The sequence below is a fragment of the Deltaproteobacteria bacterium genome, from assembly GCA_016709225.1.
GTDB classification, from domain to species: domain Bacteria; phylum Myxococcota_A; class Polyangia; order Nannocystales; family Nannocystaceae; genus Xiheibacterium; species Xiheibacterium phototrophicum.
Genome location: JADJEE010000012.1, coordinates 1,522,347 through 1,545,894, shown reverse-complemented (window position 1 = coordinate 1,545,894; position 23,548 = coordinate 1,522,347). Strand labels below are relative to the sequence as shown.

The 23,548-nt window shown below is 71.8% G+C and carries 17 protein-coding genes; 12 read left to right on the top strand and 5 right to left on the bottom strand.

Translation table 11 applies throughout. The features are described 5' to 3' along the window. The first annotated feature begins 36 nt into the window (after window positions 1-36). The 4 genes from IPH07_31310 (at window position 37) to IPH07_31295 (ending at window position 3,221) form a co-directional block, all read left to right on the top strand. Complete coding sequence (locus tag IPH07_31310; protein MBK6921927.1) at window positions 37-1,059, top strand: hypothetical protein; 1,023 nt, start codon at window positions 37-39, stop codon at window positions 1,057-1,059. Between the two features lie 83 nt (window positions 1,060-1,142). Beyond that, entirely contained in the window at window positions 1,143-1,985 is an 843-nt protein-coding gene (locus tag IPH07_31305; GenBank protein ID MBK6921926.1) for an aldo/keto reductase, read from the top strand. Window positions 1,986-2,070: 85 nt separating this feature from the next. Next, window positions 2,071-2,634 carry a hypothetical protein gene (locus IPH07_31300; protein ID MBK6921925.1) on the top strand — a complete coding sequence of 188 codons (564 nt, stop codon included), beginning with the start codon at window positions 2,071-2,073 and terminating at the stop codon, window positions 2,632-2,634. Further along, window positions 2,631-3,221, top strand: coding sequence for a GTPase domain-containing protein (locus IPH07_31295; protein ID MBK6921924.1), 591 nt, complete (start codon window positions 2,631-2,633; stop codon window positions 3,219-3,221). Before IPH07_31300 ends, IPH07_31295 begins: the two co-directional genes overlap by 4 nt. Before the next feature lie 33 nt (window positions 3,222-3,254). Here IPH07_31295 and IPH07_31290 read toward each other — a convergent pair whose 3' ends face one another. Next, on the bottom strand, window positions 3,255-4,760 hold the full coding sequence (locus IPH07_31290) for a hydroxymethylglutaryl-CoA synthase (protein ID MBK6921923.1): 1,506 nt from the start codon (window positions 4,758-4,760) through the stop codon (window positions 3,255-3,257). Between the two features lie 246 nt (window positions 4,761-5,006). Then, window positions 5,007-8,153 carry a protein kinase gene (locus tag IPH07_31285; GenBank protein ID MBK6921922.1) on the bottom strand — a complete coding sequence of 1,049 codons (3,147 nt, stop codon included), beginning with the start codon at window positions 8,151-8,153 and terminating at the stop codon, window positions 5,007-5,009. Window positions 8,154-8,408: 255 nt separating this feature from the next. Here IPH07_31285 and IPH07_31280 point away from each other — a divergent pair, with 255 nt between their 5' ends. Next, entirely contained in the window at window positions 8,409-10,817 is a 2,409-nt protein-coding gene (locus IPH07_31280) for a protein kinase (protein MBK6921921.1), read from the top strand. A gap of 49 nt (window positions 10,818-10,866) precedes the next feature. On the opposite strand, the gene IPH07_31275 is transcribed toward IPH07_31280, so the two are convergent. Beyond that, a complete protein-coding gene (locus IPH07_31275; protein MBK6921920.1) occupies window positions 10,867-11,538 on the bottom strand; it encodes a hypothetical protein in 672 nt (223 codons plus the stop codon). Window positions 11,539-11,961: 423 nt separating this feature from the next. Between IPH07_31275 and IPH07_31270 the strand changes: the two genes are divergently transcribed. Further along, entirely contained in the window at window positions 11,962-12,801 is an 840-nt protein-coding gene (locus IPH07_31270; protein MBK6921919.1) for a hypothetical protein, read from the top strand. A 167-nt stretch (window positions 12,802-12,968) separates the two neighbouring features. Beyond that, window positions 12,969-13,427, top strand: a complete 459-nt coding sequence (locus IPH07_31265; protein ID MBK6921918.1) for a hypothetical protein — start codon at window positions 12,969-12,971, stop codon at window positions 13,425-13,427. Between the two features lie 34 nt (window positions 13,428-13,461). Here IPH07_31265 and IPH07_31260 read toward each other — a convergent pair whose 3' ends face one another. Both IPH07_31260 and IPH07_31255 read right to left on the bottom strand, forming a co-directional pair. Continuing rightward, the gene (locus tag IPH07_31260) at window positions 13,462-14,400 is read right to left on the bottom strand and encodes a hypothetical protein (GenBank protein MBK6921917.1); all 939 of its coding nucleotides are present in this window, start codon (window positions 14,398-14,400) and stop codon (window positions 13,462-13,464) included. 61 nt (window positions 14,401-14,461) lie between these two features. Then, on the bottom strand, window positions 14,462-15,796 hold the full coding sequence (locus IPH07_31255) for a hypothetical protein (protein MBK6921916.1): 1,335 nt from the start codon (window positions 15,794-15,796) through the stop codon (window positions 14,462-14,464). A gap of 153 nt (window positions 15,797-15,949) precedes the next feature. Here IPH07_31255 and IPH07_31250 point away from each other — a divergent pair, with 153 nt between their 5' ends. From IPH07_31250 to IPH07_31230, 5 genes are all read left to right on the top strand, one after another. Next, window positions 15,950-19,957: a DEAD/DEAH box helicase gene (locus IPH07_31250; protein MBK6921915.1), complete on the top strand. Its 4,008-nt coding sequence runs from the start codon at window positions 15,950-15,952 to the stop codon at window positions 19,955-19,957. A 99-nt stretch (window positions 19,958-20,056) separates the two neighbouring features. Next, window positions 20,057-20,662 (top strand): hypothetical protein, encoded by a 606-nt coding sequence (locus IPH07_31245; protein MBK6921914.1) that lies wholly within the window; start codon window positions 20,057-20,059, stop codon window positions 20,660-20,662. 77 nt (window positions 20,663-20,739) lie between these two features. Further along, window positions 20,740-21,492, top strand: coding sequence for a metallophosphoesterase family protein (locus IPH07_31240; protein MBK6921913.1), 753 nt, complete (start codon window positions 20,740-20,742; stop codon window positions 21,490-21,492). Window positions 21,493-21,501: 9 nt separating this feature from the next. Beyond that, on the top strand, window positions 21,502-22,521 hold the full coding sequence (locus IPH07_31235; protein ID MBK6921912.1) for a hypothetical protein: 1,020 nt from the start codon (window positions 21,502-21,504) through the stop codon (window positions 22,519-22,521). Window positions 22,522-22,729: 208 nt separating this feature from the next. Beyond that, complete coding sequence (locus IPH07_31230; protein MBK6921911.1) at window positions 22,730-23,539, top strand: tetratricopeptide repeat protein; 810 nt, start codon at window positions 22,730-22,732, stop codon at window positions 23,537-23,539. Window positions 23,540-23,548 lie beyond the last annotated feature (9 nt).

Genomic DNA, 23,548 nt, shown 5'->3' with positions numbered 1-23,548 from the left:
ACGTGGCAGCGTCCTAGCCGCACGCGGTTTTCCAGGGTGATCGTCTCCGTCTCCACGTACATCATGGGCGTTCACGCGTGGCTCGTCGCGGCAGCGCTGAGCCCCGCGCCACCGGTGCAGACGCCCAAGGCGCTGCAGCCCGACGAGGTCACGCCGCCGGCCGACGCGAGCGCGCCCGTTGCGGTCGAGCCGACCGCCGCACCGCCGACCGACGCGACGACCTCCGACGCGGTCGATCCATCGGCCGCCGAGGCGCCCACGACACCGCCGCCGGCGGAGGCGCCCGCCGAAGTCGACGCGGAGCCCGGTGAGGTCGAGCTCGAGGCGGCGGCGATCGACCCGCCGGCGCTGCCGGCCGCCACTGCGGCCACGCCGGAGCCAGCCGCGACGCCCGCGGGTCGCGCTGCGCCTGCGTCGAACCGTGGCGCCAAGCCCGAGCCGATGCGCCGCGGCGTGTTGGTCCAAGGCGGGCTCGGCGTGGCGCGCTGCGGCCAGGACGAGTGCGCGCCGCTCAAGGCCGCCGGGTGGTTCGGTGTGCTCGGCGGCTATCGCTTCGGCAGGGTGGCCCCGGTGTTGGTGGTGCAGGGCGGCGTCGGAGCGCCCGCATCACCGACGAGCACGAAGATCGATGGTGAGACCTACGTGTTCTCGAACACGGTCTCGACGCAGGATTTCGTGCAGGTCGCGGGCGGCGTGCTGCTGCACCTGCTGCAGCGCACCATGTTCGATCCCTACGTCGGGCTCACGGTGGGCTACTTCAGTTCGAGCACGCGCTTCTCGGCGCGCATCACGGGCCCCGCGGGCAGCGGCCAAACGGACGTCCGCAGCCGCACGCACCGCGGATCGATCGGGGTGATCCTGGGGCTGAACTTCCGCCTCGGGCGGCGGTTCTTCCTCGGCCCGCGCTTCGATGCGGTGGTGCCGTTCGCCGGTCGCTGGTGCGTGGATGGCGATGGGCAGCACGCGTGCACCGATCTGAAGAACATCGAGTCGTTCGATCCGGGGCAGTTCTTCCCGCGGCCGTGGGCCTTCACGCTGCAGCTCGGCGCCGTGTTGTAGCTTGCGCGATCGCTACCCTCGCGGTGACACTGGTGTGGTGCGGCCGTCTTCGTGGCTGCGCATCCGCTCCAGGACCGCCGTTCATGCGCTGCAGACCGTTCGCGAACACCGGGGTGCCACTGTCCATCGTGGGACTCGGTACGTGGAACATGGAGCGCGATCGGGAGGCCTCGGCGGTGGCCGCGATCCAGCTCGCACTCGATCTCGGCATCAACCACGTCGACACCGCCGAGCTCTACGGGCGCGGTGAGGTCGAGCGGCTGGTCGGGCGTGCGCTGCTCGATCGCCGCGAACGGGTCTACCTGTGCTCGAAGGTGCTGCCGACCAACGCGTCGCGACGCGGCACCATCGGTGCCTGCGAGCGCTCGCTCTCGCGGCTCGGCACCGACCATCTCGATCTCTACCTGTTGCACTGGCCCGGTGCGCACCCGCTCGAGGAGACGGTCGATGCGTTCCACCAGCTGATCGCCGACGGCAAGATCCGTCGCTGGGGTGTGAGCAACTTCGACGTCGACATGCTCGAGGCGCTGGCGCGCATCGTCGACCCCGCCGAGATCGCGTGCAACCAGGTGCTCTACCACCTCGAGGAGCGGGCGATCGAACATCGCGTGCTGCCGTGGTGCCGTGAGCGTGGCATCGCCACCGTCGCCTATAGCCCGCTCGGCAGCGGCGCGTTCGTGTCGCCACGATCCCACGGTGGGCAGGTGCTCGCCGAGATCGCGACGCGCCACGACGCCACGCCGGCCCGCGTCGCGCTGGCGTGGTTGGCGCGTGAGCCCGACGTGTTCGTCATCCCCAAGGCGACCGCGCTGACACATGTGCGCGACGACGTGGCCGCCGGCGATCTGGTGCTGGGCGACGACGACATCGCTGCGATCGATCGCGCGTTCGAGCGCGGCCATGCGCGGGGCCTGCCCACGCTCTGACGCGTGGGCGCGAGAGGGGTGGCCGGCGCGGGGCGTTTCGCGGTTCACTCGGCGCGCGCGTGGGCGTAGGCTTCCCGGGCTGACGATGTCCGAAGTCCCGTCGATCCGACTCCCCGCGCTGCCGCCGGCGCAGATTGCCGACGCGGTGCAGGCCGCCCTCACCGAGGACCCCGCGCGCGCGTCGTGGCTGCGGGCCGGCGCCGCGGCCTCGATCGCCCACGGTGCCGAGGATGCGGCGGCGCGCCGCTTCCAGACCGTGCTCGAGCTGTGCTTCCTGGTCGCGTCGGCGGACGGCTTCGCCGACGCCGAGCGGGTGCAGCTGGCGCGCCTGCTCGAGTCGATCACCGAGGCTGCGATCGATCGTGGCGCGCTCGAGCTGCACTTCACCGAGCTCGATGCCGCCGTGAACGCGCTCGGTCGACGCGAGCGCATGGCCCGGCTCGCCGCCGACATCGAGGGCTCGGCCGCGGTCGACGAGGCACTGGCGGTCGCGACCCTGGTCGCGCTCGCCGACGGTGAGCTGGCGGGGCCGGAGTACGCCGCGCTGGTCGAGCTGGGCGAGCTGCTCGGCTTCGAGGCCACGCGGGTGCGCTCGCGCATCGATGAGGTCGTCGGCGGGCTCGTGCGCCGGCTGGAGGCGAATCGATGACGTACATCAATCACCTCGCGCGCGAGATCAACTGCAAGATCGTCTACTACGGCCCCGGCCTGTGCGGGAAGACCACCAACCTGCAGTACATCTTCGAGAGCTCGAAGCCCGACGCCAAGGGCAAGATGATCTCGCTGGCGACCGACACCGATCGCACGTTGTTCTTCGACTTCCTGCCGCTCGAGCTCGGCATGGTGAAGGGCTTCAAGGTCCGCTTCCACCTCTACACGGTGCCGGGCCAGGTCTTCTACGATGCCAGCCGCAAGCTGGTGCTGCGGGGGGCCGACGGCGTCATCTTCGTGGCCGACTCGCAGCCCAGCCGCTCCGAGGCCAACATCGAGAGCCTCGAGAACCTCGAGACCAACCTCGCGGAGTTCGGACAGTCGCTCGCGCGGGTGCCGTTCGTGCTGCAGTACAACAAGCGCGACATGCCCGAGGTCGCGACCATCGAGGAGCTCCGCGCGCAGCTGAACCCGCGTGGCGTGCCCGAGGTCGAGGCCGCCGCCAAGAGCGGGGTCGGGGTCTACGAGACCTTGAAGGTGCTGTCGAAGCTGGTGCTGGCCAACGTCGCCGCCGCGCCGACCTGAGGCCGGCGCGCGTGGCCGCGATCGCGGCGTGAGCTACACCGTGGCTTCGTAGTGCGCGATGCCGGTGTCCTGCCAGGTCGCGTCGTGGCGACGGCCAACGCCGGCGATCGCGAACGGCCGCGCACGCGGCAGCTCGCGCGCGGTCGGCCGACGGTCGTGCAGCGCCTCGTAGTCATCGCGCTCGAGCTCGATCGCGTCGGACAGCGCCTGGTCGATGCGGATCTTCGCGGCCGCCTCGCGCCAGCCCGGCACCACACGGGCGCTCCACGCCTCGGCCGCATCACCGCTGCCGTAGCCGACCAGCAACAGCTGGCGATCCTCCCACGCCAGCTCGCGGCGTGCCGCGTCATCGAACGCGGCGGCGATCCACGCCGGCAGCGACGCGGTGTAGAGGTTGCCGAGCTGGCGGACGGCGGCGCGGCCGAAGTCGGTGGCGCCGAGCACCGGCGCGAACGACTCGCTGCGACCGAGCGCACGGGCGATCGCGCTGGCGCGGGGGTAGGGATCGTACTCGGGGCCGTCGTTGCGGACGCCCTCGCGCAGACGGCCGGTGTGCGCACCATCGGCGAGCGGCGCGAGCTCGGCGACCAGCGCGTCCCAACCGATGTCGGCCTTCTTCATCGCGTCTTCGAGCGGCGCACGCTCGCCGGCGGTCACGAGCGCCCACACCCACGCGACGCCGAGCGCCTGCAGCGGCATCTTCTCGTAGGGGCGATGCATGAGCACCGCGGCGTGCTCGCGCAGCAGCGCGCGCGGGTCGACGCCGGTGCGGGCGTGTAGCGAGACCAGCGCGTGCAGCACGGCGTCGACGTAGCACACCGTCGAGTAGCGACCGTTGAAGACCGGGAAGTCGTGGGTGCCGCGGGCGCCCTGGGGGTACTCGTCCATGAAGTGCCGCGCGAACGGCTTGCGGAAGTCCCAGCCGCGCTCGTCCGAGGAGCTGCCGCTCTTGCGGAAGTCGAGCTCGAGCAGCTTCGCATGGGGCTCCACCAGCATCGCCACCGCGCCGGCGCCCTGGGTGGGCTCACCGCTGCTGCCGCGCTCGTACTGCGCGATGTCGGCGGCGATCACGATCGCCACGCGATCGGTGCCGTCGGTCTGGACGTAGCGGGTCGCAGCCTTGAGCGCGTACATGCCACCGAGGCATGCGTGCTTGACCTCGGGCACCTCGACGTCGCGCGGCAACCCGACGCCGCCGCGACGCACCAACGCGTCGTCGACCATGCCACGGACGATCACCGCACCCACGGCATTGTCGCTGCTCGACTCGGTGCCGAGCGCGACCATGCCGATGCGACGCGGATCGATCGCGTAGGCGTCGATGAGCCGCAGCACCGCGCCGGCGGCGAGCGTGTAGACGTCCTCGTCTGCCTGCGCCACGCGGAACGCGGAGCCGACGATCGCGTCGAGCTTCGACGCGTCGGCACCAGTCCACTCGGCGAAGCGATGCAGGTCGACGCGCGGACGCGGAACGTGGAGCGCCATGCCCGAGAGGCCAGCGCCGGTGATGGAAGCGTTGGAGTCGCGCGAGGTCGTCATTGCGGCGGATGAAGCTACCCGTTTCGCGATCGAGCGCCAGCATCCGCGACCGAAAAGTGCGCGTCGCCACACGCCGGTTGATTCCAGCATCGGCTTCATCACGTCCGCGAGCGCGCGAGATCACGCGAACTGCCCATGCTCGGCTCGTGGTGTTGCATCTGCACGACAGTCTCGCGCCCCGGACGCGCTGGTGTGCACGCCGCATCGCACGGCGTGCACGAACAATCGCAGTGCTCGGCCGTCGCGTCAGGGCAGCCGACGCAGCGCGTCGACTTGGCGACGCACGAGCACCGCGTGGTTCGGTAGCGCGAGCGCATCGAGGGCGGCCCGCGTCGCGCTGCGAGCGGCGCCGCGGGCGTCCGCGAGCGCGATGCGGGCGAACGCGAGCTCGGCGACGATGGTCGGATCGATCGCAGCGTCGTGTCGGGGATCGTGGGGATGGGCGGTGACGGTGGCGAGCGCGTCGTCGGCAGCTGCGAGCTCGCCGGTCGCGAGCGCCGCGAGCACGACCTGTGCGGCGGCGCGCTGGACGTTGCGTGCGCGGTGGTGGTGGGCGACCTGGGCCCGCGAGAGCGCGAGCTGGGCGGTGGTGAGACCGCGGCGCGCGTCGCCCGACTGCCACTCGGACTGGGCCTGCAGCGCCAGCGCGTCGACCTCGAGGCTCGGCGCGACGAGGTCGTGCTCGCCGAGCCACTGCAGCGCGGCGCGGGCCCGTGTGCGCGCCAGCACGGCGTCACCTTCGGCGAGCGCGAGCTGGGCGGCGAGCACGTCGATGACCGCGCGGCTGTCGTCGTCGGGGGCGCGACGTTGGTGCAGCGCGTCGATCTCGCTGACGAGCTCGGCCGCGCGACGCCGATGATCGGTCGCGAGTGCGACCCGTGTGACGTCGATCAGCGCGGACGCCAGCTCGACGGCTGCGTCGTCGCCGGCATCGTGCAGCGCGTCGCGAGCCTCGGTCTCGCACGTCTGTGCCGCGGCCCAGGCGGCCTCGAGATCACCGGCGAGCACCAACGCAGCGGCCTGCTCGGCCGACAAGCCCGACGCGCGATAGTCGGGACCGTGCGCGGCGAGCAGCCGCGCGTGCCCGGCTGCGAAGTCCGCGGCGGCCTCGCGGTAGTCGCCGCGCGCGAGGTGGGCGCTGCCGAGCAACGCCAGCGACCACACGATGCCGCCGGCGCGCGGGCCCTGCGAGGCCTCGAACGCGGCCGGCAGCGCCAACGCGGCCTCGACCACGCCGTCGATGCGACCGGCTTCGATGCGCGCCTGCAGCTCGAAGCTCCGCAGCTCGATGGTGTTGGGATGCAGGGGCCCGAAGGTGTCGCGCGCGCCCTCGACCAGCTTCGCGTAGGTCGACAGCGCCGCGTCGTAGTCGTGCTGCAGCAGCGCGATGCGGGCGAGATCGGCCTTTGCCTCGAGCGTGAGCACGTGGGCGTCGCCGAGCTGCTCGGAGCCTAGCGCGACCGCCTTGGCCGCGAGCTCGTGGGCCCGCGCGAGCTGCTGGTGCGTCATGGCCAGGAAGCCGCCGGCGCGCAGCAGCCCCACCTCGGCGCGGGTCGAAGCGCCGCCGCGGCGCAGCGCCGCCTCCGCGACGCTCCACCAGGTCTGTCCGACCTCGAGCCCCGCGCCGAGCACGGTCATGTAGCCGACCAGCTCCGTGACCGTCTCGACGAAGGGCTCGTCGAGTCCGCTCGCCATCGCCGTGGTCGCGGCGCGCGTCAGCTGCTCGCGCGCCCGCGTGGCGTCACCGAGCATCCACGCCGACGTGCCCAGCGCACGCAGCATCTCGACCTGCAGTCCGACGTCGGTGACGGCATCGACCGCGTCTTGCACCGGCCCCGACAGCGTCGCGATGGCGTCGCGATCGGCGGTGTCGAGCGCGGCCATCAGTGCGGCGAGCTGCGCCTGCAGCGGCTCGAGCTCGCCCGGCGGGCTCGCCTCGCCGGTCGTCGCGGCGGTGACCGGCGCGAGCCGACTGGCATCGGCGCATCGCTCCAGCGCTGGCAAGGCCGCGACCGAGCTGGTCGCCCGCTCGGCGGTGTCGGCCTGGGCGTGTCCGAGGCGTTCGACGAGCGCATCGAAGCGGTGCAGCGCCGCGCTCACGCAGGCGTCGCGGCGGCTCAGCTGGACCGCGTCCTCGTCGTCGCGCTGTCGCGCCACGCAGGCATCACTGGCGGCAGCCGACCACGCGCGTGCCCAGGCGTCGAGCTCGGGCTCGACGCGCAGCCAGACGTCCGGTGCGAAGCCGAGGTCGATCGCAGCAAACGCCGCGGCGATCGACCCGCGGCGCTGCTCGTTCCACGCGGTATCGATGCGCGCGGCTGCGTCGATGCACGGATCGACGGGCGCGGTGGGGGCCGGCTCGCGCGTGAACCACACCGTGGCCGCGAGCGCGGTGACACCCGCAGCGGCGAGCGGCCATCGCGGTGGCGCGGCGGCGGCCGTCAATGCCTGTAGCAGCGCCTCCATCGACGGCCACCGTCGCTCGGGTGCGACCGCGAGCCCTCGTCGCACCACCTTGAGCACGCGGCGCGGTACCTCGACGTCGTGGGGCGGCTCGCGCACGTCACCGGTCGAGACGCTGTTGGCCAGGGTCAGCGTCGAGGTGCGATCGAAGGGATGGCTGCGGCACAGCGCCTCCCACAGCGCCACGCAGAAGTTGAACTGGTCGGACCGCGCGTCGATCGGCAGGCCCCGCCACTGCTCGGGTGACATGTACGCGGGCGTGCCCAGCAAGGCCCCACCCTCGGTGGCCTTGGGGTCGGGCACGCTCGCCGGAGCGATCTCGATGCCACCCACCGTCGGCGTGCGCGCGAGCCCGAAGTCGAGCACCACCACGTGACCGTTGTGCGCGCGCACCACGTTGCCCGGCTTGAAGTCGCGGTGGATGAGCTTTGCGGCATGGGCTGCCGCGAGCCCGCGACCGGCGGCGGTGAACGCCTGCACCACCGCGCGCCACGGCGGTCGCTCGCCCAACCATGCGTCGAGCGGCCGGCCGTCGATGAACTCCATCGCGATGTAGATGTCGCCCTCGACGGTGCCGACGTCGTAGACCGCGACCACGTTGGGATGGGTGAGCTTCGCCAGTGCCCGCGCCTCCCGAAGCGTGCGCTCGCGTGCGCGGGGGTCGGTCGCGGCCTTGCGGTGCTGGGAGATGCGCTTGATCGCGATCTTCCGATCGAGCTGGGGATCGTAGGCGGCATGGACCTCGCCCATGCCGCCGCGGCCGATGCAGGCGATCGGCACGAAGCGGCCGATGCGGGCGGGAAGTTCGCCGTCGGGTTGGCCCAGCGGGAGCTCGAGCCGGGAGGGGACCGGCGTCGGCAGGTCACCGTGGGTGGGAGGTGTGGCGTCGATGGTCTCGCGCTGCGAGTCGTCGTCGATGCCTTCACCCACGGTTCCTCGCGATCGTCGCCAAATCGCCGCGTGTCGGCAAGCGTGGCCGCCGGCCGGCGCAACCAGCCCACCGCCTGCGTCGGCGTCCACCGACGGTAACCATCCACCCGGCGAGCGGCGTCTGCCAGCCTGCGGAGCCCCACCCGCGTCGATGCCGGTGCTAACCTGGTTGCCCTTGGTTGCGGTTCACGTCAGCCCGAGTCCGCGGCGCCGGGTGATCTGGCGCAGCAGCGGGCCGCTGCAGGGGGCACCACCATGACGGCGTGGGACGAGTCCGCGACCGACACCATGGCCTCCGACGGCACGGGTTCGCTCGGGACCGGCAGCCGTCTCGCCGGTCGCTACGTGATCGAACGACTGCTCGGCCGCGGCGGCATGGGCTCGGTCCACGCGGTCTTCGATGCCGAGCTGGGCGAGCGCGTCGCACTGAAGCTGCTCGAGCACACGCGCAGCGAGGATGCGGTGCAGCGCTTCCGTCAGGAGGTTCGGCTCTCGCGCCGCGTGACGCACCGCAACGTCGCGCGCATCTTCGACATCGGTGAGCACCGCGGTACCCACTTCCTGACGATGGAGCTGGTCGAGGGTGGCTCGCTGCAGTCGCGCATGGCGGGGCATCCGATGGCCGTCGGCGTCGCGGCCAACCTCGCGCTGCAGGTCGCGCGCGGCCTCGCGGCCGCACACGAGGCCGGCATCGTGCATCGCGACCTCAAGCCCGGCAATGTCCTCGTGGATGCCGCGGGCCGGGCCGTCATCACCGACTTCGGCATCGCGTGCGCGCTCGCAGGCGACGTGCGGCTGACGGTCGAGGGCGGCGCGTGGCTGGGCACGCCGGCGTACATGGCCCCCGAGCAGGTCAAGGGCGTCGCGATCGACGCGCGCAGCGACGTCTACGCGCTCGGCGTCATGTTCTTCGAGCTGCTCACGGGCAAGCTGCCATTCGTCGCCGACAACCCACTCGCGCTCGCGCTCGCGCGACTCGATCGCGCGCCCATCGATCCATCGTCGATCGTGTTGCTGCCCGACGAGCTCACGAGGCTGGTGCTCGACTGCCTCGCGGCCGCGCCCGACGCCCGTCCGAGCAGCGTCGACGAGTTCATCGAGCGGTTGCTGGCGCTCGAGGTGGTCGGAGCTGCGCTCGCCGATCGCCGTGAGACCCTGCCCGCGCCGGCCGTGCGCACGCCACCGGCGACCGCCCGCGCGGTGGGCACGACCGGCCTCGATCCCGCGCGCACGCGCACGCCGACCAGCGCCGGCTTCGCGCCGGTGCCGAGCACCGGCCGCACGATCGCGGTGCTGCCGTTTCGCTACCGCGGACCCAGCGACGAGGCCTACCTCGCCGAGGCGCTCAGCGACGAGCTCATCGATCTGCTCTCGCGCACCCGCGGCCTGCGGGTCATCGGGCGGGGCTCGACCGCCGGCCTCGATCCCAACGTCGATCCACGCATGCTTGCGCGGGACCTCGGCGTCGACACCCTCATCGACGGTACCGTGCAGCGCGGCGGCGATGGCATCCGCATCTCGGCGCGGCTCGTCGACGCCAGCACCGGCGTGCAGACCTGGAGCGACCGCTTCGACGGCAAGCTCGGCGATGTGTTCGAGCTGCAGGACCGCGTTGCCAAGCGCGTGGCCGAGACGCTGCGCGTCGAGCTCTTCGTCGGTGATCTTGCCGGCGACGTGCCGGCCGAGGCGATCGAGCTGTATCTGCGCGGACGCGCGGCGCTACGCCGGGTCGACGCGGGGGGTGACGGTAGCGACGGCGCCATCGCGTTGCTCGAGCGCGCGCTGGCGATCGCACCGCACTTCAAGGCCGCGATCGCCACCCGTGCGGTGGCGGCCGAGCGCACTTGGTTCGTCCCCAGCGGTGCGCCCGCGGGGCGCCGCGAGCGAGCCGAGCGAGCGGTCGCCGAGGCGCTCGAGCACGCGCCCGGCATGCCCGAGACCCACCTTGCCGCGGCCCGCCTGGCGATGCAGCAGGCCGACTACAAGACCGCGGCCGCGGAGTTGGTGCAGACGCTGGCGATTGCGCCGACCTTCGCAGCTGCGCACGAGGTGTTGGGCTCGCTGCAGTGCGAGGCTGGTCGAGCGGTCGAGGGCATTCGTCACATCCGGCTCGCCTACGAGCTCGATCCGGTGAACTCGCGGCTGCTCATCTACGAGGCGCGCTACCACGAGCTCCGCGGCGACTCGGCGCGGGCCGACGCGGTGCTCGCGGAGCTGGCCCAGCGCGACGACGCGCGCGACATCGCGGTCGTCGGTCTGCGGGCCCGCATCGCGAGCTGGCGAGGCGATCGCGAGACCCTGCTGAAGCTCCGCGAGGGCTACGACCGCGTCGGCGAGGCCTCGACCTTCGTCGACTTGTTGTTCGCGACGTACTTCGACGACGTCGCCCACGACACGCTGCTCGACGCGTTGCGTCAGCGCCTCCACGCGCTCAGCCCCCGCTTCCGTGCGCTGGTCTGTCAGCTCGCTGCCGAGACCGCCGGGGTGCTCGGCCGCCCCGAGGTCGCCGACGAGTTCGTCGGTCGTGCGGTGGACGACACCCTCATGGACGTCGACTGGCTCGAGCACTGCCCGGTGCTCGCGCCCGTGCGGGCGTTGCCGTCGTACCCGGAGCGCATCGCCAAGGTGCGCGCGAGGGCCGAGTCGCTCTGGCACATCGCGTAGCGGGTGCGGAGGAACGCGGCGCGCTCCTCCGGACCCACGCGAGCCATCATCACATCGGCGTCGGGTGCGTGCACAGGCCGACGTCGCCCTGCGGCGTCGTGAGCACCTGGCAGGTGCCACCGGTCGGGCACATCGAGTCGTCCATGCAGATCACGACGCACTGCGTCGGGTTCATCGCGTCGGTGCCGAGCGCACAGACCGGCGTGCCGCCGCCGCTGGTCGGCTCCGGGCACGCCGACATCGCACCATCACACGTGGGCGAGCAGAAGCAGAAGCCGTCGAGACCCATGATCGAGATCGGCGTCTCGCCGGCGCCGCACATGTCACAGGCGTTGTAGTCGCTCATCGTCGCGCCGGTCTCGCCACCGCCGATGCACACGCACTCGATACACGACCCGCCGTTGCACATCGAGTCGTCGATGCACTCGTCGGTTGCGGAGCACTGGCTGCCGCCGCTGCTGTCGGTGGTCGGGTCGATGGTGGGATCGGTCGAGGTCGCGGTCGTCGACGCCGTGGTCGATGCGGTGCCGCCGCCCGAGGTGCTGCCTTCACCGCTGTCGCTGTCGGTGGTCGTCATCGTCGTCGACACGCTGGTGCTGATCGTCGTGGCGTTGGTGTCGTCGCCGTCGTCGGTGGTGGCGCAGCCGCCGGCGAGGACGAGCGCCATGGGGGCGCCGATGCGGGCGAGGGCAAACAGAGAGGAAGCAAGCTTGCGGTTCATCGTCGTTGTCTCCAGTGGTCCGCGGGGTCGCGGGTCGTCAGGCCCAGGGCAGGTCGCGCGTCCGCAAGGGACTCGCATTTCCGCACCGGAACCTGCCACAGCGAAAGCCAGAAGGGTGGGCCCGCCGGCCGCGTGGCCGCGTGCGGTCCCCCTCACGCGTGCCGGGAACCTCTGCGCGCGTGAACGCGAAGCCGCACACGTAATCAGAAGCACGTCGGCGCAACAGGGGCATTGGAGCCACCCCGCGCGGTCATCGACGGCGGCGAGGGGTTGTGCTCCGCGCTCGAAGCTTGGCCCATGACCCCTCGTTCACAGCTTACCGCCCCGCTGGACGTGCTCGTCGAGTGCGTCCACGGGGCGGTTCCCCCCGCGATCGCGGATGCACGGCGCGACTTCTCGAGGGTCGTCGCGCGGGCACGTGCGATGGGGTTCGTCGCGGTGGAGCAGGGCTGCTCACAGGTCATCGACATTCGTTCAGTGCGGCACGCCGATGCCCAGCCCCACGATGCGCTGCTCGATCCCCTCGTGCTCGCGGCCCGAGCCGCACTCGCGCGAACGATCGAGGCGCGTCGCGCCCAGCCGATTCCCGCCTTGCGACCCCGAGCGCGTCGCGGCTGGCCGCTCGTGGCCGCGGTGACGCTGGCCGCGGCCGCGGTGGTCGCGGCCCTCGGTGGCATCGTGCCCGACGGGTCGCTGCGCGAGGCCGGGCCCGCACCCGCGCCCACGCAGGCCCATCACCAGCGCGGGGTCGATGCCGCCGACGCGCTGGTCCAGCGACGCGAGCTCGCTTCGATGCCGCCTCGTGTCGCGTCGTCGACCCCGACGGTGGTGCAGCCGGCGGTGGCACCGGCGAGCCCGGCTGCGCCGAGCATGCGCGCGCGACCGCGGGCGGCCGTGCCGGCGAACCGCGCCCGCGAACTCGGCGATCGCGCTGCGGCGGCGTGGCGCGCTGGCGATCGCGAGCTCGCCGAGTCGCTCTATCTCGAGGTCACGCGCGTCGCCGGCGGATCGATGCTGGCCGAGCTCGCGTGGGGCGATCTGTTCGCGCTGGCGGCCCAGCGCGGCGACACGGCTGTCCTCGCCAAGCGGTGGCGTGGCTACCTGCGGGCGTTTCCCCGCGGTCGCTACGTCGACGACGCGCGGGCGGGTCTGTGCCGCACCGCGGCCGAGCCGTCGTCGTGCTGGGAGCGCTACCTGGTCGAGCTTCCGCGCGGTTCGTACCGCGCCGAGGCCGAGCGCGCGCGCCTCGATCCCCATCGATGATTCGCCGCTTGTTGCCGCCGTAGGCCTGCCTACGCGCGGTTCAACGGCCTCGGGTGCGACGAAAAAAAGCCTCCCCGAGCTGTAACGAGGCGCAGGCTCGGGCATCCCAGGGCACGCGAGCACCGGAGCGGATTCGACCGACGGCTGCTGGCGAGGGACACCCGACCATGAAGATCTCGAAGACCTCCGAAGCTTGGAACCTCACCCGCGTCCTCGGCGTCGTCGCTCTGCTGGGCTTCGGCCTGCCGGGCTGTGAGCGCATCGGCGATGGCAGCAGCTCCGACCGCAACGGCGGCGTCGACGACGACTCGGACGACGACTCGGACGACGATTCGGACGACACCGAGGGCGACGACGACGACTCGGACGACACCGAGGGCGACGACGACTCGGATGACACCGAGGGCGACGACGACGACTCGGACGACGACGACACCGAGGGCGACGACGACGACTCGGACGACGACGACGACGACTCGGACGACGACGACGACGACGACTCGGACGACGATGACACCGACTGCGACGACGACGACTCGGATGACACCGAGGGCGACGACGACGACTCGGACGACGACGACTCGGACGACGACGACGCGAGCACCGGCAACGACAGCATGGGCTGAGCCCTGCGCCGGCGTCACGCGACGTCGGCTCGAGCTACGACGGGGATCCGTGGCCGCCTACGGCGGCTGCGGGTCCCTTCGTCGCTTTGCGGAAGCGTCGCAGGAACTCGGTCACGCGCCGCGACTGCCCCTCGGGCCACACGTGATCGATCGCCAACGCGCACATCTCGACCGGCGCGTCGGCATCGCAGCCGGGGACGACGCTGCAGCCCTGTGTGGGCGCCTTGGGCTTGGCCGAGCAGCCGTTGCGGGCCGCCCAGCGCGTCAGCGACGTCTCGGCCATCGCGAACGGCACCACGCCGTCCTTGCGGCCGTGGGTGATGAGCGTCGGGATCCGCGGCCCGTCGCAGGTCTCGAACGGCCCGCCGCCGCCAGCGGGTGCGACCGCGGCCAGCACCTCGGAGCGGTGGCACGCCAGCACGTTGGTGAAGAACCCGCCGTTGGAGAAGCCGGTGCTGTAGACGCGGCTGCGATCGAGGCAGTCGAGCCGCGCGAGCTCGGCGACGATCGCGTCGAAGAACGCCAGGTCGCGATCGCCGAGCTCACCGGCGTGCACCTGCCAGCCCGCGCGGGGCTTCGGGCCGAATTGATCGAAGGTCCGTGGGCCGCCCTGTGGCGCCACGATGATCGCGTCGCGCCAGCCCGGCTCCGATGCGAGCGACGCCTTGGCGGACCATGGGCTGTCGCCGAAGCCGTGCCACGCGAACACGACCGGTGGCGTCGATCGGACCTCGTCGCCCACCTCGAGCAGCAGGTGGCGCGGGGCGCCGGCGACCTCGAGATCCAGCTCGTGATCGCCGGCGGTGAGCCGGCAGCCGCGCGGCGACGCGGCGATCGGCGTGGGCGCCTCGGGCTGGCTCGTGGGCGGCGCGACCACGTGCATGGCTGGCTGCGGCGTCGCCGAAGGCGGACTCGACGACGCCGTGGGCGTGCAGGCCCACGCCGCGGTCACAAGGAGGGATGCGCAGCGCATGCGGCCAAAGTCTAGCAGCAGCGCATGCGGCCGCGCTCGTGCATCGCTTCGTCCACGGGGCCTAGCGCGGCACCACGTAGAGCCCGATGAGGCACATCTCGTTGGCGGTCGAGAAGCCCGGCGTCACGGCTTGGAGATCGCCGCGGGTGTCCCAGTCGCACGTCACGTGCACGCGGTCGGTCGCGTTGGCCACCATCGGCTGCTGCAGGAAGTACGCGGTCTGCCAGTTGAAGTCGTAGCGATCGACGTCGGCAGCGCACGACATCTCGCCGTCGTGCTCGAGCTGGATCGACATCGTGCGACCGCGCTTGTGCATGTGCGGCAGGACGCCGTAGATGTCGACCTCACCGCTCGGCGCGAGGTTGGTCATGGTCGAGATCTGCTCGTTCCACGCGTAGGTGGCGTGCTCTTGGCCCGCGGGCAGGCTGGCCGGCTCGCCGCCGAAGATCGTCGAGTAGAGGAAGGGATCCCACAGCGACTGCACCGCGGGGCGCTCGACCTCGTCGGCGTATTGCAGGCGGACGGTGGTCGTGTCGGTGCCCGCGGTCTCGGCGAGGTTGTAGTGCACCTGCACCACCAGCACGTCGTCCGCGAGCAACGGGATGCCGGTACCCTCGGGGAAGTTCACCGCGCCGGTGCCCGGCGCCCAGGTCACCGGCACACTGTCGACGAACACGTCGTCGCCGGCCGCACCGAAACAGTCCCAACCGATCTGGTCGGGGCTGGCGTCGTCGAGCGCCTGCATCGTCTTGGCGTTGTCGAAGACGTTGGGGTTCACGCGGAAGCCGAGCACGTGGTGCACGATGCGGTCGTTGCCCGGTAGCACCTCGAAGCCGACCACGTAGCGATCGCGATCGAGGCCTGGATCGAGCAGGAAGCACTGGTAGTCCTCGTACTCGGAGCCGGCCCCGGCCTCGCCGAGGGGCTGGTACTGCGGCGTGTGCAGCTCCTCGATGCCCTCGCCGACGAGGGTCGGCAGCGCCGGCGGCTGCGGGATCTGTGCCGGCCGCTCGCCCTCGAGTGCGCCCTGCTCGGCCCACCTCGCCAACGTGTCGAGCTCGTCGTCGCTGAGCCAGCGCGCGTGGGTGAACTCGTTGCAGCTGCCGTCGTTGTTGGCGCCGAAGGGCGGCATCGTGCGCGACTGGGTCGACTCCACGATCGCCGCGGCCCACTGCTTGCTGGTCGCGTAGTCGCCGGTCGAGAACGGCGCGATGCCCCCCTCTTGGTGGCATCCACCACAGTGCTCGTTGAGCACCGGCAGCGCGTGTTCGTAGAAGGTGACGCGGTCCTGCGCGGCGCCGTCGTCCGCGGCGTCGTCGGAGCCACAGCCCCCGGCGAGTGCAATGAGGGTCAGGCCCAAGGCCTGGGGTGCGTAGCGAGTTGCGGCGCGAGTCATGGACGGTCCCCTGGAGGCGGCCAAACCAAACTGGCCGACCGGTCGACTTTGGGAGTAGCACTGACTGGTCAGTCGGTCAAATGAAGAACTACAACGATTCGAGCGCATTGGCGGCCAGGGGATCGGGCGGCCGGCTCTGCTAGGATGCGCAGTATGTCGGCGCTCATGGGGTTCCATCCGGCGGTCGCGGGCTGGTTTCGCGCGCGCCTGGGCGAGCCCACGCCGCCCCAGACCGAGGGTTGGCCGCGCATCCAGGCCGGTGAGCACGTGCTCATCGCGGCCCCGACCGGCTCGGGCAAGACGCTCGCGGGGTTCCTCTCGGCGATCGACGCGTTGCTGCGGCAGGGCACTTCGCTCTCCAACACCACGCAGGTGCTCTACGTGTCGCCACTGCGCGCGTTGTCCAACGACGTGCAGATCAACCTGCAGCGTCCGCTCGCCGAGATCGCCGCGCTCGATCCTTCGCTGCCGGAGCTGCGCGTGCAGGTGCGGACCGGCGACACCCCGGCCTCGCAGCGCGCGGCGATGTCGAGGCGACCGCCGCACATCCTCGTGACCACGCCCGAGTCGCTCTATCTGATGCTGACCTCGGCGGGTGGTCGCGCCTTGCTGGCCGACATCCGCACGGTGATCGTCGACGAGATCCACGCGCTGTGTCGAGACAAGCGGGGCGCGCACCTGGCACTCTCGCTCGAGCGGCTCGAAGCGCTGACCGGCCGCGCACCCCAACGCATCGGCTTGTCGGCCACGCAGAAGCCGCTGCACGAGGTCGGCGCGTTCCTGGTCGGGCAAGGGCGTGCGTGCTCGCTCGTCGACGCCGGCAGCTTCCGCGCGCTCGACCTCGCAATCGAGCTGCCGCCGTCGTCGCTGCAGACGGTGTGTTCGCACGAGCAATGGGAGGAGATCTACGCCCGCATCGGCGCGCTCATCGAGCAGCACCGCACGACGCTGGTGTTCGTGAACACCCGCAAGCTCGCCGAGCGCGTGGGTGCCCACCTCGAGCGGGTGCTCGCGCCGCGGCTGGGCGAGCACGTGGTCTGCAGCCACCACGGCAGCCTCTCGCGCGAGCGTCGACTGGCGGCCGAGCAGAAGCTGAAGTCGGGCGCGCTGCGGGCGTTGGTGGCGACCGCGTCGCTCGAGCTCGGCATCGACATCGGCGACGTCGACCTCGTGATCCAGATCGGCGCCACGCGCAGCATCGCGACCGCGCTGCAGCGGGTCGGCCGCTCGGGGCACGCGCTGTCGCGCACGCCCAAGGGCCGCATCTTCCCGCTCACCACCGACGAGTTGGTCGAGTCGGCGGCGCTGCTGGCCTGCGTGCGACAGTCGCTGCTCGACCGCACCGCGACCCCGCCGGCGCCGCTCGACATCCTCGCGCAGCAGATGGTTGCCGAGTGCGTGGCGCAGCCGTGGCCCGAGGCCGAACTACGCCAAGCGTTGCGCCGTGCGTGGCCCTACCGCGGGCTCGCCGACGACGCGTTCGACCAGTTGGTGGCGCTGCACGCCGACAACGGTCGTCGCTCGCTGCTGCACCGCGATGGCGTCGGCGGGCGCTTGATGGCGACCGCCCGCGCGCGCCTGGTCGCGCTGGGCTCGGGCGGGGCGATCCCCGACACCGCCGACTATCAGGTGAAGCTCGAGCCCGAAGGCACGCTGGTCGGCACCGTCAACGAGGACTGGGCCACCGAGTCGTCGGCAGGAGACATCTTCCAGCTCGGCAACGCATCGTGGCGGATCACCCGGGTCGAGCCCGGCACCGTGCGCGTCACCGATGCCAAGGGCCAGCCGCCGTCGGTGCCGTTCTGGCTGGGTGAGGCCCCCGGGCGCACGCGCGAGCTGTCCTGGGCGATCGCCGAGCTGCGCGACGGTGCGGCCCACGCAGCCGGTGCCGAGGGCGATCTCGACGCCGCAATCGCGTGGCTGCGCGAGCACTGTGGCGAAGGCTTGTGCGCCGAGGGGGCGCTGCAGATCGCCGAGTACGTGATCGCGGGCCGCAACGCGCTGGGCTGCGTGCCGACCCAGCAGCGGGTCGTGATCGAGCGCTTCTTCGACGAGAGCGGCGGCATGCAGATGGTCGTGCACGCGCCGTTCGGCTCCCGCATCAACCGCGCTTGGGGCCTCGCGCTGCGCAAGAAGTTCTGCGTGGGCTTCGGCTTCGAGCTCCAGGCCGCGGCCAACGAGGAGGCCATCGTCATCTCGCTGGGCATGCAGCACAGCTTCCCGCTCGACGACGTGTTCGACTATCTCCACGCCGAGACCGCGCGCGACGTGTTGGTGCAGGCGATCCTGCCGACCCCGATGTTCACCAGTCGCTGGCGCTGGAACAGCCAGCGCTCGCTGTTGCTCGAGCGCACCCGTGGCGGCAAGAAGCTGCCTGCCGCGCTGGTGCGCATGAAGGCCGACGACCTGCTGGTCGGCGCGTTCCCGGCGGCGCTGGCCTGCCCGGAGACGCTGCCGGGCGGACCGATCGAGGTGCCCGAGTCGCACCCGATCGTGCGACAGACGGTCGAGGACTGTCTCATCGAAGCCATGGACTGCGAAGGCATGCTCGCGCTGCTGCGTGGCCTCGCCGACGGCAGCATCGAGCGGGTCGCGGTCGATACCGCAGAGCCGTCGCCGTTCGCCCGCGGCATCCTCAACAGCGCGCCGTACACCTTCCTCGACGACGCGCCGCTCGAGGAGCGTCGCACCCACGCGGTGATGACCCGTCGCACGCTCGACGTGCGCACGGCCGACGATCTCGGTGCACTCGACCCCGAGGCGATCGCCCGGGTGCGCGACGAGGCGTGGCCCGACCCCCACGACCACGAGCAGGTGCACGAGGCGCTGTGCTGGATGGGCTACGTGACGGTGCAGGAGGCCGCGCCGTGGCAGCCGTGGATCGACGAGCTCGCCGCGCAGCGCCGCATCGTCTACGAGGGCGATCGCATCTTCGCGGTCGAGGCCGCCCGCGATCCCCAGCAGGTGTGGGCCGGGCGGCTCGCCGCGCTCGGGCCCGTGGTGGTCGCACCCGGCAGCGACGACGAGGCGCATCTGCTCGCGCTCGAGGCCGCCGGCGGCGTGATGCGGGCGCGCATCGACGGCGCGCTCGCGTGGTGCGATCGACGACTGTTGGCCCGCGTCCATCGCTACACCCTCGATCGCCTGCGCCGCGAGATCGAGCCCGTGAGCGCCGCCGCGTTCGCGCGCTTCCTGGTGCGGTGGCAACACGCCGAGCCCGGCCACCGGCGTACGGGCACCCGCGGTGTCGCCGAGGCGCTCACGCAGCTCGCGGGCTTCGAGGTGCCCGCCGGCGCCTGGGAGCAACACGTGCTGGCGGCGCGCGTGCAGGGCTATCGCCCCGAGTGGCTCGACGAGGTCACACGCTCGGGCGAGTTCGCGTGGGTGCGCCTGTGGGGGGCTGCGCGCACGCCCGTGCGTCGCACGCCGGTGGCGATCGTGCCGCGTGCGCAGCTGCACCTGTGGATCGCGATGGCGCAGGCCACCGACCGACCCGAGCCATCGCTGATCGCACGCCTGGTGCTCGAGGCGTTGCGCGCCCGCGGTGCCTCGTTCGCGCAGGACCTCGCCCGTGTCATCCGCCAGCCGCTCGAGCTGGTCGACGAGGGCCTGGGCGAGCTGGTCGCGTCGGGGCGGGTCACGTGCGACTCGTTCGGCGGCCTGCGCCGCTTGTTCGACGACTCGCGCCGCGCCGGTGCCCACGACGGGCGGTGGAGTCTGCTCGAGGCCGAGCTGCCCGCGGTTGCGCTCGATGACGCCGAGCTCGCCGGTCCGATCGCCGGCACCGAGCCCGCCGCGCTGGCGGAATTCGCCGCCCGCACCGTGTTGCAACGGACCGGCGTGATCTTCCGTCGCTCGCTCGCGCGCGAGCGACTACCCGTGCCGTGGCGTGACATCGCCCGTGCGTGTCGCGTGCTGGAGGCCCGCGGAGAGCTGCGGGGCGGTCGCTTCGTCGCGGGCTTCGACGGTGAGCAGTACGCCCTACCCGACGCGGTCGCGCTGCTGCGGAAGCTCCGTCGCGAGGCCTCGAACGCTGGATCGCACACAACCGCCGCGCCGCACTTCGACGCCACCGATCCGCTCGAGCTCCGCGGCAGCCTGCTGCCGGCCGCGGCCATCGAAGTGGATTCCACCAGCGTCACCGAGTCGCTCGCCGGGTGAAGCCCCACCGCGCGATCTCGACCACCGCCGTCGTGGCGCGGTGCGAAGGTTCCACCCGGCGGCGTGACCTGGTAACTTGGAATTCTGGAGGACCTTGCCATGCGCTTGACTGCACTACTGACCATTTCCCTCGTGCTCGCCTGTGGAAAAACCGGTGAGACCAACGACGAGAGCTCGAGCAGCAGCGGCTCGACCACCGACGGCATGGGCACGTCGGCGACCATGACCAGCACGACCGCCACGACCAGCGCGACGGGCATGACCGACAGCGCGACGACCACGGCGAGCACGACCGATGGCACCACCACCACGACCGACGCGACGACGACCGCGGCGGACAGCTCCGGAACCACCGACGCGACCGGCTCGGGCTCGAGCGGTGGCGGATCGTCGGGCGGTTCGTCGAGCGGCGGCGGCGGGCCAGTGGCCTACGGACCCTGCGACTACTCCGACCCCGAGAACCCCGCGTGCCCCGAGGGCGAGAGCTGCCACGAGCTGCCCGGCGGCGAGCACTGGTGCAGCGCCGACTGCATGGACAACGCCGATGCCTGTCCCGCGACCGAGAGCGGCACGAGCGTCGTCGAGTGTTCCAACTTCTACATGGCCTGTGCGCTCAACTGTGCCGGCGACGCGGCTTGTCCCGACGGCATGGAGTGCGTGATGATCAACCCGCAGATCTCACGCTGCGGCTGGCCGCCGGCCTGAGCCACGCCCGACGCGGCGCCAACTCGACCGCGGCGCCGCGGGCGAACGCGAGTCGAGAGGTCCGTGGTCCGAGCCCCATGCGTGTCGCTGCCCTCTCCGACATCCACATCGGTGTGACGCCGGGGCGCGACGGCTTCGGTCATGCGCCCGCTGCGTTCATCGCGTGGCTCGACCATCTGCGCCAGTCCCACGATCGCGTGGTGCTGGTCGGCGATGTGTTCCAGACCGATCACGGCTGGTGGCCGGGCTCGCGGGCCGTAGCGCTGCACGCCGCGCGGCGCCGCCTGCCGGAGCTGCTCGCGGGCGTCGACTACGTGCACGGCAACCACGATCTCGTGGCCGCCGAGGCGATCGCGGCCCCGACGACGCTGCGGCTCGAGGCCGACGGCGTCGCGCTGGTGTTCACCCACGGTCATCAGTTCGATCCCGTGGCCCGTGGTGCGCAGTGGCTGGCGGACGCCGGCACCTACACCACCGGCACGCTGCGACGGCTCGGTGCGGTCGCGCTGGCGAGCTGGCTCGAGCGGCGTGACGTCGCGATCAAGCACGCCCGCTTCGGCGGCGCGCACGGCCCCTATGCCCGCGGCGCGCTGTCGCTCGCGCGCCGGCTCGAGGCGGATCTGGTGGTCATGGGGCACACGCACGCGGCCGAGCTCCACACATGGCCAGGGGTCGTCTACGGCAACTGCGGCACCTGCAGCGGCGGTGAGCGCCAGTGCCTGTCGATCGACACGGCGCGCGGTGGCGTCGAGCTGTGGCGATGGCCGCGGCGCGCGAGCGCAACGACGGTGCCCCACGTGCTCGCGCGCGCATCGCTGCCGTCGCGGTAGCATCGCGGCATGGTCGTTCGCACTCGAGGGTTCGCGTGGGTGATGTCGTCGTCGATGCTGGCGTGTGGCGCAGCGCCGGACGCCGCGGACACAGATGGTGGCAGCACCGGCAGCGTCACCGGCCCGCCGAGCACGTCGACCACCGCGGGCACGACCGCGAGCACGACCGCGACGACCGCGAGCTCCGGCATGACCACGGGCGACGCCGACAGCGGCACCACAGCGTCGAGCGCGAGCACCACCGCCGACGCGAGCGACGACGGCAGCAGCGGCGGCGACGTGAGCCCCGGCTGTGGCAACGCGTCCGCGGCCACCGGTGAGACCGCGCGCAACGTGATGATCGCGGGTGTCGATCGCAGCTACATCGTCGATGCGCCCGCGAGCATCGATCCCAGCGCGCCGCTGTCGCTGGTGTTCGTCTTCCACGGCAACGGCGGCAGCGGGCAGGGCATCCAAGGCATGGGCCTGCAGTGGGTCGACGGGGCCCAGGATCAGGCGGTGTTCGTGTTCCCCGACGGTCTGCCGTACATGGACTTCGGCGTGGGCTGGGATGGCGTCTGCGAGGAGTACGACATGGAGTTCTTCGACACGATGGTCGCCACGCTGTCGAGCGAGTACTGCATCGATGCCGATCGCATCTTCGCCGCCGGGTTCAGCTGGGGCGGCGACATGTGCCAGGCGCTCGCGTGCTGCCGCGGCGACGTCGTGCGGGCGATCGCGCCGGCCTCCGGCCCCGAGTTCTACCCCTCGCAGTACCCCGCGGCGTGCCCCGACACCGAGCGTCCGGCGTTTCGCATGACGTACGCGACCAACGATGCCTACCCGCCGCAGATGTTCGCCGACACCATCGCGTACTACCGCGATCAGCACGGCTGCCAGCTCGAGCCTGCACCGATCGACCCTGCCCCATGCGTCGCCTACCAGGGCTGCGACGAGCCGGTGATCGCATGCGAGTACGAGGGGCTTGGTCACGCGTGGCCGGCCGACTGGGCCGACCAGACCTGGGCGTTTTTCACGTCGATGCCGTGACCAGGCTGCGTGACGTAAGGTAAGGGGCGAAATGCCTCGCCCTGCGTGGGGTACGCGGGCCGACGCCGGAGTGGAGTGACCCACCGGTCGTCGTGGGCGCGCCTCGACCGCGGGGGATCGCGTTGATTTCCGTTCACGACCCCGGCACCGCCGATAGGATGACGTGACGATGCGTCCCCTTGGTCTTCGACCCCTCCACTCCCTCGCCGTGCCGCTCGTGTTCGCGATGGGGATTGCGGACGTACCCGTGCCCGCCCACGCCGCGGCGCGCAGTCGTACCGAAGGTGACGCGCAGGAGGAGCCGGCCGACGACGCCCGCCGCACCCGCGGGCTTGCGCTCTACGACGACGGCACCGCCAAGTACGACGCAGGTGACTATCGCGGCGCGATCGAGGCGTTCAAGGCCTCACTCGATCTCATCGGAGAGCCGCAGCTGCTCTACAACCTCGGCATGTGCTTCGACCGGCTCGACGAGCTGGACAGCGCGCTCGAGTATTTCCAACGCTACCGCGCGGTGGCACCGGAGGCGGAGTACGAACAGGTCGATCGGAAGATCGATAGCATCCGCAAGCGACAGCAGGCGGCGCGAGAGCCTGCGGCGACGATCGAGAGCGGCGACGCGTCCACGGGCGGAGCGTCATCGCCACCTCGCGATGTCGAGCCCAAGTCGTCGCGGAAGCCGAAGGTCATGTCGCCCGCTGCTTGGGGACTGCTCGGCTCATCGGTTGCGCTGCTCGCCACTGGCGGCGCCCTGGCGATCGTCGCCTCGCGTCGGAACAGTGCTGGTGCCGATGCGTGCCAGGAGGCGCAGGGGCGGCGCCTCTGCACGGGCGACGGCGCCGACCAGCTGCGCTCGGGCGGGAAGCTCGGTACGGCCGCCATCGTCGTGTTGTCGGTCGGCGGCGCGTTGGCGGTCGCCGCGATCGCGGTGATCGCCACCAACGCCGGCCGTCGCCGCGCCGCAGGTGGACAGGCACGCGTGGCACCGAGCTTCGGCGGCTTCACGGCGCGATTCTGAGCTGGGGAT

Excerpts from the sequence above, each read along its gene's own strand:
- IPH07_31305 (MBK6921926.1), top strand. The coding sequence starts at position 1,143 with ATGCGCTGCAGACCGTTCGCGAACACCGGGGTGCCACTGTCCATCGTG.
- IPH07_31300 (MBK6921925.1), top strand. The coding sequence starts at position 2,071 with ATGTCCGAAGTCCCGTCGATCCGACTCCCCGCGCTGCCGCCGGCGCAG.
- IPH07_31295 (MBK6921924.1), top strand. The coding sequence starts at position 2,631 with ATGACGTACATCAATCACCTCGCGCGCGAGATCAACTGCAAGATCGTC.
- IPH07_31290 (MBK6921923.1), bottom strand. The coding sequence starts at position 4,760 with ATGACGACCTCGCGCGACTCCAACGCTTCCATCACCGGCGCTGGCCTC.
- IPH07_31280 (MBK6921921.1), top strand. The coding sequence starts at position 8,409 with ATGACGGCGTGGGACGAGTCCGCGACCGACACCATGGCCTCCGACGGC.
- IPH07_31275 (MBK6921920.1), bottom strand. The coding sequence starts at position 11,538 with ATGAACCGCAAGCTTGCTTCCTCTCTGTTTGCCCTCGCCCGCATCGGC.
- IPH07_31270 (MBK6921919.1), top strand. The coding sequence starts at position 11,962 with ATGGGGTTCGTCGCGGTGGAGCAGGGCTGCTCACAGGTCATCGACATT.
- IPH07_31265 (MBK6921918.1), top strand. The coding sequence starts at position 12,969 with ATGAAGATCTCGAAGACCTCCGAAGCTTGGAACCTCACCCGCGTCCTC.
- IPH07_31260 (MBK6921917.1), bottom strand. The coding sequence starts at position 14,400 with ATGCGCTGCGCATCCCTCCTTGTGACCGCGGCGTGGGCCTGCACGCCC.
- IPH07_31255 (MBK6921916.1), bottom strand. The coding sequence starts at position 15,796 with ATGACTCGCGCCGCAACTCGCTACGCACCCCAGGCCTTGGGCCTGACC.
- IPH07_31250 (MBK6921915.1), top strand. The coding sequence starts at position 15,950 with ATGTCGGCGCTCATGGGGTTCCATCCGGCGGTCGCGGGCTGGTTTCGC.
- IPH07_31245 (MBK6921914.1), top strand. The coding sequence starts at position 20,057 with ATGCGCTTGACTGCACTACTGACCATTTCCCTCGTGCTCGCCTGTGGA.
- IPH07_31240 (MBK6921913.1), top strand. The coding sequence starts at position 20,740 with ATGCGTGTCGCTGCCCTCTCCGACATCCACATCGGTGTGACGCCGGGG.
- IPH07_31235 (MBK6921912.1), top strand. The coding sequence starts at position 21,502 with ATGGTCGTTCGCACTCGAGGGTTCGCGTGGGTGATGTCGTCGTCGATG.